At 66.3% G+C, this 5,728-nt stretch carries 6 protein-coding genes; all 6 read left to right on the top strand.

Translation table 11 applies throughout. The features are described 5' to 3' along the window. Positions 1 to 290 precede the first annotated feature (290 nt). Positions 291 to 1,271: a Gfo/Idh/MocA family protein gene (locus tag ABW137_RS18370; RefSeq protein ID WP_526402535.1), complete on the top strand. Its 981-nt coding sequence runs from the start codon at positions 291 to 293 to the stop codon at positions 1,269 to 1,271. Continuing rightward, a complete protein-coding gene (locus ABW137_RS18365) occupies positions 1,264 to 2,250 on the top strand; it encodes a LacI family DNA-binding transcriptional regulator (RefSeq protein ID WP_526402533.1) in 987 nt (328 codons plus the stop codon). Before ABW137_RS18370 ends, ABW137_RS18365 begins: the two co-directional genes overlap by 8 nt. Then, positions 2,247 to 2,819: a VOC family protein gene (locus ABW137_RS18360; protein ID WP_526402531.1), complete on the top strand. Its 573-nt coding sequence runs from the start codon at positions 2,247 to 2,249 to the stop codon at positions 2,817 to 2,819. The genes ABW137_RS18365 and ABW137_RS18360 overlap by 4 nt, the downstream gene beginning before the upstream one ends. Before the next feature lie 2 nt (positions 2,820 to 2,821). Further along, positions 2,822 to 3,724, top strand: a complete 903-nt coding sequence (locus ABW137_RS18355) for a sugar phosphate isomerase/epimerase family protein (RefSeq protein WP_526402529.1) — start codon at positions 2,822 to 2,824, stop codon at positions 3,722 to 3,724. Beyond that, positions 3,721 to 4,722 carry a Gfo/Idh/MocA family protein gene (locus ABW137_RS18350; RefSeq protein WP_526402528.1) on the top strand — a complete coding sequence of 334 codons (1,002 nt, stop codon included), beginning with the start codon at positions 3,721 to 3,723 and terminating at the stop codon, positions 4,720 to 4,722. The genes ABW137_RS18355 and ABW137_RS18350 overlap by 4 nt, the downstream gene beginning before the upstream one ends. A gap of 189 nt (positions 4,723 to 4,911) precedes the next feature. After that, a partial coding sequence (locus tag ABW137_RS18345; RefSeq protein ID WP_526402526.1) for an MFS transporter occupies positions 4,912 to 5,728 on the top strand: 817 nt, incomplete at its 3' end.

Genomic DNA, 5,728 nt, shown 5'->3' with positions numbered 1-5,728 from the left:
GCGCGAAAGCCGCCTTCGACCGCCGCATGCGCGACACGCTCGGCGGTATCGGTGTCGGGTAGCCGGACGATGAGGACTGCGCCGGATTCATCGATGGTCCGCAGTGTCTCGAGCTTGGAAGGCATGTTTTCCCCTAAATCGAAGATGTGATTGACAACACTCTCCCACTCTCGTAGCTTGAAATGCAACCGGTCGCAGCAACCGGTCTCATTTTGGAAGGGGGCGACCATGTGTCTACTCAAAGCGCAGGCTAGGGGCGCATTTCGCATCCCTGACCTGACGGTGACGTCGTGACCCGCGCGCGGACCGTTGTCTTCGGAGCTTCGCACTGGCACGTCCCGCTGTGTGCCTCGGCGATGGCGGCGGAGCACGTCGTCGTCGGGGTCTGCGCCGACGACCCCAACCGGGTGCATGAGTTAGCTGAGTTGTGGGGTTGCCCCGTCGACACCGACTGGCGGCGGCTGCTAGACGTCCCGGACGTCGAACTGGCCTACGTCTTCAGCCCCCACGACCGGATGGCGGAGGTGTGCCTCGCCCTGATCGCACGCCGGATTCCGTTCGTGGTCGAGAAGCCGCTCGGCACCTCCCTACACGAGCTGCAGGAGGTGCGGCGCGCCGCTGAGGAGGCACGGGTCCCGGCCGCGGTGCCGCTGATCCAGCGTGGTGGTCCCGTCGACGACTGGCTCGCCAGGGCTGGGCGTCCGATCTACCAGCGACTCTCCTTCATCGCCGGGCCGCCGGAGCGCTACGACCGCAACGGCAACTCGTGGATGCTCGACCCGGAGAGGGCCGGCGGCGGTTGCCTTGCCAACCTGGGCCCGCACTTCGTCGACCTCTTCCTGCAGCGAGCCGGCGGTACCGCCGCTACCGTCAGCGCGACGCTCTCGTCGGCCATGCACGCGGGGAAGGTCGAAGATCACGCGACTCTGATGTTGACGACGCCGGACGGCAGCGAGGCCATCGTCGAGGTGGGGTACGCATTCCCGGACTCGAAACTCAAGCGCTACTGCAGCTATTCGTCCGCGGGCGATTCGGGATTCGCTGCCATCGAATCCGATGGCTCGGCCTCGTATACGACACTCGACGGCCGTACCGAGCGCGCCGTCCTCGACGTGGACAGCGACCCTCTGTATGACCCCTTCGTGCGGCAGGTCGCGCGCACACTGGGCGACGGGTTCCGCGGATTGCCGACCCTGGGTGAGCTCGAGGACGTCATGCGAATCATCTGGCACGCCTACCAGACCGAGCGAGAAGGATTACGCCATGTCTAATCACAGCATCGACGCCGTCGCAAAGGCCGCGGGTGTGCATCGCTCGACGGTGTCGCGCGCCTTCTCCCGACCCCAAGCGGTCAAGGCCGAGACCCGAGACCACATTCTGCGCGTCGCGCAAGAACTCGGCTACACGATGAATCCCCTCGCCCAGGCATTGAGCTTGAGGGCGAGTACCTTCGTTCCGCTGATCGTGCCCAACGTCACCAATCCCTTCTTCGCCGAACTCGCCGATGCAATGACCCAGGCTGCTGGCGACCGCGGTTATCAGCTGGTGCTGTGCGTCACCAACGGCGACGCCGGGCAGACTGCTGGCTATCTGACTGCAATGCAAGCCCTTTACGCGCCGTTCGGCATCGTCGCGCCGTCGACGCGGGTGGATCTCGACGCGCTGGCCGGCTTCGACTTCGGGCAGCGCGTGGTCGTCATCGACCGGGTGGACGAGCACGCGACCGTGCCGAGTGTCACCGTCGACAACCGCCGCGGCATCGAACTTGCCTTCGAGCATCTGCGCGGCCTCGGCCACCGGCGGATCGGATACGTCTCGGGCATATCGGGTTCGCACACCGCTCACGAACGCATGGATGCCTACCGCGACCTGGCCGACGGTGACCCGGTCGTCCTCGACGGCGGCGCGGATACCGAAGCGGGGGAGCGGGCGGCCGAACACTTCGTCGCCATGGCCCACCGACCCACCGCGATCATCGCCGCCAACGACATGACCGCCTTCGGGGTGATCTCTGCCCTCGCCGCTCGAGGCCTGCGGGTCCCCGCGGATGTCTCGGTCATCGGGTTCGACGGGCTCGGCCTGGGCGGGCGATTCAACCCCGGGCTGACCACCATTCGGCAACCGATCTCCGACATGGGCAACATCGCAATGGATCTGGCCGAGAAGAAGGCCGCAGACGGATCGGTCGAGCACGTCGTACTGACACCGGAGCTGCTGGTGCGAGCCTCGACCGCAGGGCTACTCCCATGACATCGCGCACCGTCGGGCAGCTGCCCCGCATCCCTGGCCTCCGGTACGCCGATCACGCCGCGTTCACCGTTCCCGACCTCGACGAGGCCGTCCGGTTCTTCGTGGAAGCGTTGGGCGCCGACGAGCTGTACCGCTCGACCCGTGGGCCCGACGCCGATTTCATGCCGGAGAACTTCGACGTACCGCAGGATGCGGCTTTGACTCTGGCGATGCTGCGCATGCCGCCGAACCTCAACGTGGAGCTCTTCGAGTGGAGCAGCTCCGACCGCCGCGCCGAGCACCCGCGGCACAGTGACGCAGGCGGACACCACCTCTGCTTCGTGGTCGACGACGTAGACGCCGCGGTGGCGGTGCTCCGTCAAATTCCCGGCGTGCGAATGCTCGGCGATCGCAAGGAGGTCGCCGGCGATAGCCCCAGCGTCGCAGGCAACCGATGGATCTACTTCCTCACCCCGTGGGGACTGCTGATGGAGCTCGTCGACCGCTCCCGGGTCACAGACCCGCCCGCCCTGGTCGGCCCCGCCGAATGGCATTCAGCAGCAGACGACACCACCAGAAAGGACCAGTGACCATGCGGATTGCAGGCCACACCCTTGGAACCCCGGAACAGACTGTTCCCGAGGCGCTTTCGCTGTTCAGCGCAGCCGGACTCGACGCAGCCGAGGTGATCTATCAAGACGATTACCGCTGCGGCCTACCGACGCGCGACCGGCGCGCAGCCGAGCAGGCTCGGCGGGCGTCCGATGACACCGGGATCCCCATCATCGGATTGACGCCGTACACCACGGGAATCAACGATCTCGACGACGGTCCATGGCAGACAGCGGTCGACGAATTCCGAGGTGCCATCGAGGTTGCCCAGATCGTGGGCGCCGACCGAGTCCGCGTCTATGCGGGGTCATGGCATCCGGGCGACCACGACCACGCGGCACACTGGGGCCGTCTCGTCGACGCGCTATACGCACTGGCGCCCGAGGCGTCGGCCGCGGGGGTGCGCCTGTGCGTAGAAAACCACTTCGGGACGATGACGCAATCGGCGGCCGAGACCGCGCGACTGGTGCGCGAAGTGGGCCATGATGCCGTGCGTGTCCTCTACGACCAGGCCAACCTGACGTTCGCCCACGACGAGTCCTACGACGAGGCGCTACGCCTTCAGGGAGACCTGATTGGCCACGTGCACGTCAAGGATCTCGTCTTCACCGACCCCGATGCGCCATTCCGCGCAACGGAAACCGCCCGCGTTTCGGCCTCCGAGCGCGCGGTGCGCTCCCGCGTCGTCGGTGACGGCGTCGTGCCTTGGGCGGACATCCTGCCGGCGCTAGCCACCCTCGGCTACGACGACGTCCTCTCCCTCGAATACGAATACCGCTGGCACCCAGCCGATCTGCCCGAGCCGACAATTGGCTTCGCGCGAGCGGCGCTGGCCGTCCGTGGCATTCTCTCCAATACGGCCGTCGCGGATGGTGCGCGATGAACGCGCCAGCCAAGACGCGAGTCGGAGTCATCGGCGCAGGCAACATCGCGACCATCGCGCAGCTGCCGACCTTGGTCACCCGAGAGGACGTCGAGTTGGCGGCGCTTGTCTCGCGCCGCCCGGACCCCGGGCCGCTGATGCGCCGCTGGGGTTTCGGCGCAGGCTATGCGACGGTCGAGCAGATGCTCGCCGCCGAGCACCTGGATGCGGTGTTCGTGTTGACCCCCCGCTCGGAACACGCACACGCGGTTGAGGCCTGCCTGCGCGGCGACGTCGACGTCTTCTGCGAAAAGCCGCTCGCACCGTCGAGCGACGAGGCAGAGCGACTGGCCGACCTCGCCGACGAACGAGGCCGCCTCCTGATGGTCGACTTCAACCGCCGCTACGCCCCCGTGTACGTGACCGGGCGCGAGATATTCGGTGCCACCGGAGCCACGTTCTGCGTCGCCCAGAAGAACCGGCCCGGTTCGGAATACCGGGCCACGTTCGAGAACGCCATCCACATGGTCGACCTGCTGCGCTGGTATTGCGCAGGCGAAGCCGTCGAGGTGACCGCGCACGCCGCGGGCGACGACCCATGGGAAGAAGACGGCACCGCAGCGATGATCCGCTTCGATACCGGCGCTACCGGCGTACTGATGGCAGCACGCACCGCCGGTGCGTGGAGCGAGAAGCTCGACGCCTACGGCTCCGGGCGCTCCGCCGAAGTACGTGCTCCAGAGTCTGTCTCGATCACCGTCGACGGCAGGACCACCAGCCGCGAGCTCAGCGCGGAGGCATTCGGCTGGGCCACTGCGACCGAAACCCTCGGCTTTGCCGCGGCCGTGCACCACTTCCTCGACCGCATCGTCGATCGACAGCCGCCATTGACGTCCGGGCGCGACGCCGTTGCGACACAACGGCTGCTCGACCAGGTGCTCGAGGCCGCTGGGCTGCCAACTCGAGAGCAAGAAGGTCGCCAATGGGCGAGCCACGCAACCAATGCGATTCAACGATGAGCGCTGACCGCAGCCTCGTCCCATAGTCATAGGCCCATCGCACCTACCCCGAAGGAGGAGATCGGCACCCGATCTGACACATCACGTCAGATCTGGTGAAACAGCTTGCACGAGGCTTGATTTGGCGTGCCCGCAGCAGCTACGCGCCAAGAGTGCCCCACCGCCCAACACCTGTCCGAAGGATAACTCATGACCAACCCTGAAGATGCCGTCGGCACTTCGAACCCCTCGGGTCCGCCCACGACGCTCGTTGCTCCGCGTCGCCCCATCAACATGCTCGCAGGCACGGTCGGCCACTTCGTGGAGTGGTACGACTGGTACATCTACGGCCTTCTGGCAGCCGTGTTCTCGTCTCAGATCTTCCCCAGCGAATCTCCGTTCGCATCGCTGATGGCAGCGCTTCTCACCTACGCGATCGGGTTCGTGGTTCGTCCACTCAGCGGGATCATCATCTCCCCGCTGGCCGACCGCTTCGGCCGACGGACCGTCTTGACGCTGTGCGTCTCCGGCATGGCGGTCGGTTCCCTGATCATCGCCCTCACACCGTCTTTCGCGACTATCGGCTACGCCGCACCGGTCCTGTTCGTCGTGGCACGCATCATCCAGGGCATCTCGGCCGGCAGTGAAGGACAGAGCGCCATCGCGTTCATGGTCGAGCATGCCCCGCCGAACAAACGGGGCCTCTACGGTTCGTTCACGAACATGGCGAGCGGTCTGGCGACCCTCGCGGCAACCGGTTCCGCCGCAATCGTGACGGCAACCCTGTCCGAAGCCGATCTTGCGGCGTGGGGGTGGCGCATCCCGTTCCTGGTGGGTGGCATCCTCGGTGTCATCGGACTCATCCTTCGCACGCGCGCCGACGAAACCCCCGAATTCGAAGCAAGTGCCGCCGTTGATCAGAAGTCTGCGCCAGCACGTCTACTTGAGCTGCTGCGTGAGCACCCGAAGGCGATTCTGCAGACCGCCGCGCTCTCGGCCCCGGCCGTGGCCTACTACACCTGGGCGA

Origin of the sequence: Mycobacterium sp. (genome assembly GCF_040509115.1) — a bacterium.
GTDB lineage: Bacteria > Actinomycetota > Actinomycetes > Mycobacteriales > Mycobacteriaceae > Mycobacterium.
Note: the sequence above shows the minus strand (reverse complement) of the source record. Positions and strands in the feature narration are given on the sequence as shown.

Coding starts and splice junctions, on each gene's coding strand:
- ABW137_RS18365 (WP_526402533.1), top strand. CDS start 1,264: ATGTCTAATCACAGCATCGACGCCGTCGCAAAGGCCGCGGGTGTGCAT.
- ABW137_RS18360 (WP_526402531.1), top strand. CDS start 2,247: ATGACATCGCGCACCGTCGGGCAGCTGCCCCGCATCCCTGGCCTCCGG.
- ABW137_RS18355 (WP_526402529.1), top strand. CDS start 2,822: ATGCGGATTGCAGGCCACACCCTTGGAACCCCGGAACAGACTGTTCCC.
- ABW137_RS18350 (WP_526402528.1), top strand. CDS start 3,721: ATGAACGCGCCAGCCAAGACGCGAGTCGGAGTCATCGGCGCAGGCAAC.